Annotated in this window: 3 protein-coding genes; all 3 read left to right on the top strand. The window is 41.5% G+C overall.

What is annotated here, in order from left to right; all coding sequences use genetic code 11:
- Window positions 1-331: ATP-binding protein (locus H6S82_RS26520; protein ID WP_242057123.1), on the top strand; the 331-nt coding region annotated here is incomplete at its 5' end.
- A 53-nt stretch (window positions 332-384) separates the two neighbouring features.
- The gene (locus H6S82_RS26515) at window positions 385-825 is read left to right on the top strand and encodes a response regulator (RefSeq protein WP_190468177.1); all 441 of its coding nucleotides are present in this window, start codon (window positions 385-387) and stop codon (window positions 823-825) included.
- Window positions 822-3,074: GAF domain-containing protein (locus H6S82_RS26510; protein WP_191056978.1), on the top strand; the 2,253-nt coding region annotated here is incomplete at its 3' end. The genes H6S82_RS26515 and H6S82_RS26510, both read left to right, overlap by 4 nt.

The following is a 3,074-nucleotide window of genomic DNA, read 5'->3' as shown; positions in this document are numbered from 1 at the left end:
ATTTTTGGAGATGTCTAATGAAAGTCCAGAAAAGTTGGTAGAAGAAGGTTTTCTCGACAACCATCCCCCAAATGTAAAGAATTTTATGGAAAATTCTCCAAATCAATTCTGGACTATCTACGTGCGAGATAATGGGATTGGGATTAGGGAAAAGCATTTAGATAGCATCTTCCGGATTTTCAAACGCCTGCACTCTCCTGGGAAGTACGGCGGCGGCACCGGCGCGGGGCTAACTATTGTTAAGAAGATTGTAGAGCGACACGGCGGCACAATCTGGGTAGAATCTAACTACGGGGAAGGCAGTACCTTTTATTTCACATTACCGAAATGAGCTTAAATACTTAATGATTCTTACAAAATGTTAAATCTGCTAAGGGGAGAAAAATGATTTTAGTTGTTGAAGATAGCGATGAAGATTTTACCGCCTTGGAAAGGGTGCTAAAACAATCGTTATGTAAAGCTCCAATTCATCGGGTGCGGGATGGAGACGAAGCCATTGACTATCTCTATCGCCAAGGCCCTTACGCCAATGCGGAACAGGCACCCCGTCCGTCGATAATTTTGATGGATTTGAATTTACCCGGAACTGATGGAAGAGATGTGATTCAACAAATCAAGCACGATTATACTTTAAAAATTATTCCAGTTGTGGTGCTGACTTCTTCGTCTAATCCCAAGGATGTTAGAGATTGTTACCAGAACGGTACGAACAGTTATATGCTCAAACCAATGGGGCTAGAACAATTAAAATTTACCATCACAGATTTTTTGCATTATTGGCTTGAATTGGCAATTATACCAGATAGTAGTATTAATCAAAAATGAGCGAGCGAAAAAGTGTTTTAATCATTGATGATGCGGCAGAAGATAGAACTGCTTATCGTCGCTTTTTAGAAAAAGAAAACACATATAAATATCGCTTTATAGAAGCTGAATTGGTGGCAGAAGGTTTGAGCTATTGTCAGCAGGAACTACCTGATGTGATTCTGCTAGATTTTGTGCTGCCCGATGCAGATGGAGTGGAGTTTATCGAGCAACTGAAGTTACAAAAAAATTGTTCCCAGTTACCGATAATTATGCTCACCGGACAGGGAAACGAAGAAATTGCTGTCCAAGCGATGAAAAGCGGGGCGCAAGATTATCTCGTGAAGGGTAAATTAACAGCAGAAGTTCTCTGTCGCTGCGTTCGCAATATAATTGAAAAATTTGAATTAATTTCTACATTAGAGAGACAACAGGAACAGGAACGATTAATTGCAGAAATTTCTCTGCGAATTCGCCAATCATTAGACATACAAAACGTGCTGGATCGAACTGTAGTGGAAGTACGGCAGCTATTGAAGGCAGACCGAGTTTTAGTTTACCAGTTCGCTCCGGATATGAGCGGTAAAATTGTGGCAGAGTCGGTGTTGCCTCAATGGAAAAGTTCTTTGAATGAGGACATCAAAGATACTTGCTTTGAGCAAAATAAGGCGGTAGAATACCGCCTGGGTAAAAAACGTGCGATCGCAGATATTTACACCGCCGGATTAACCGATTGCCATATTGAGCTTTTAGAAAAATTTGAAGTTAAAGCAAATTTGGTCGTACCGATTTCGATCCAACGTCAAGTTTCGGAAATAACTGCTGGGGAAATTCCACTAGATTCCCAACCATTATCTTATCTTTGGGGGTTACTGATTGCCCATCAATGTTCCGATACCCGTAACTGGAAAACGTGGGAGTTGCATTTTCTCGATCGCTTGGGCGTACAAATTGCCATTGCCATTCAACAAGCTAGCGCCTTAGCGCAAGCAAAATTTGAATTGGCAGAACGACGAAAAGCCGAAATCGCCTTAGCACAACTCAACGTCGAATTAGAGCAAAGAATTGCTCAACGTACTGCGGAACTGACTTTAGTCAACAAGAATCTTATTCAAGAGATTGCAGAACATCAAAAAACAGAAGCAGCGCTGAATTTACAAATCGAACGTTTGAATAAACTTTATCAGTTAGTAGCTGCACTCAACAAAGGCAATACCCTAGAAGAGATCTATCAAATTGGCTTGGAAGGGATACAACAAGCTCTCAAAGCGCCTTGTGCTACCCTTATGAGGGTAGGTGCAAACCAAATTTTCTGCCATGAAGCTTATGCTGCCCAAAAAGATAGTTGTAACAAACACATAGCAGCTTATTTTGAATCTTTCTTCGCACTGCTCAATACTGAGAAAATGGTGCTTTGGAATTGTCAAGAGCAGGAGGAAATTACACCGGAAATGGACGAGACGGAGGCAAATAAAAAAATTAAAGCATCTGCCTGTTTTCCACTGCGTTATCAAAATAATTTCCTGGGCAAAATCGTCGTTTTATACACTACAAATCATCTGTTTACTAAAGACGAAATTAGATTGGCTAAAACTATCGCCACTTACGTCGCTACTACTTTAACGCGCAAGCAAGGAGAAATCGCTTTACAGCGCAGCGAATCTCGCTTCCGGCGGTTGTTTGAATCGAACGTAGTTGGTATTGGTTTTGTCAGTATAGATGGGCAAATTATCGATGTAAACAATCATTTTTTATCAATGCTGGCTTACACCAGGGAAGATTTACAAGCGGGTAGATTGCGATGGGATACGATCGCACCACCAGAGTTTGCGGAAGCCGATCGATATGTACTCGAAGAACTTCGGTCTACAGGCTCCCTGGTACCTCAAGAAAAAGAGTATCTCACTAAAGATGGTCGCCGCGTCCCAGTATTGTTGGGTGCTGTGCAGTTAGAGGACGATCCGAATCAAGCAATTGCTGTGGTGTTGGATATTAGCGATCGCAAACGCGCAGAAATCGCTCTCCAAAAACAGTACGAACGCGAAAACTTGATTTTGACAATTACCCAACGCATTCGGGAAAACTTAGACCTAGAAACGATTCTCAATACCGCCGTAGAGCAAATTCATCAAGTTTTGCAAGCCGATCGCGTCTTAGTTTATCGAGTTTTTCCTAACCGCAGCGGTCAAGTAATTGCTGAAAGTATCAGTCCGGGTTTGACTGGAATTTTAAATCAAACTTACTCTGAAAAACTATTTCCAGAATACCTA

This window comes from Planktothrix sp. FACHB-1355 (genome assembly GCF_014748295.1).
GTDB classification, from domain to species: domain Bacteria; phylum Cyanobacteriota; class Cyanobacteriia; order Cyanobacteriales; family Aerosakkonemataceae; genus Aerosakkonema; species Aerosakkonema funiforme_A.
Note: the sequence above shows the minus strand (reverse complement) of the source record. Positions and strands in the feature narration are given on the sequence as shown.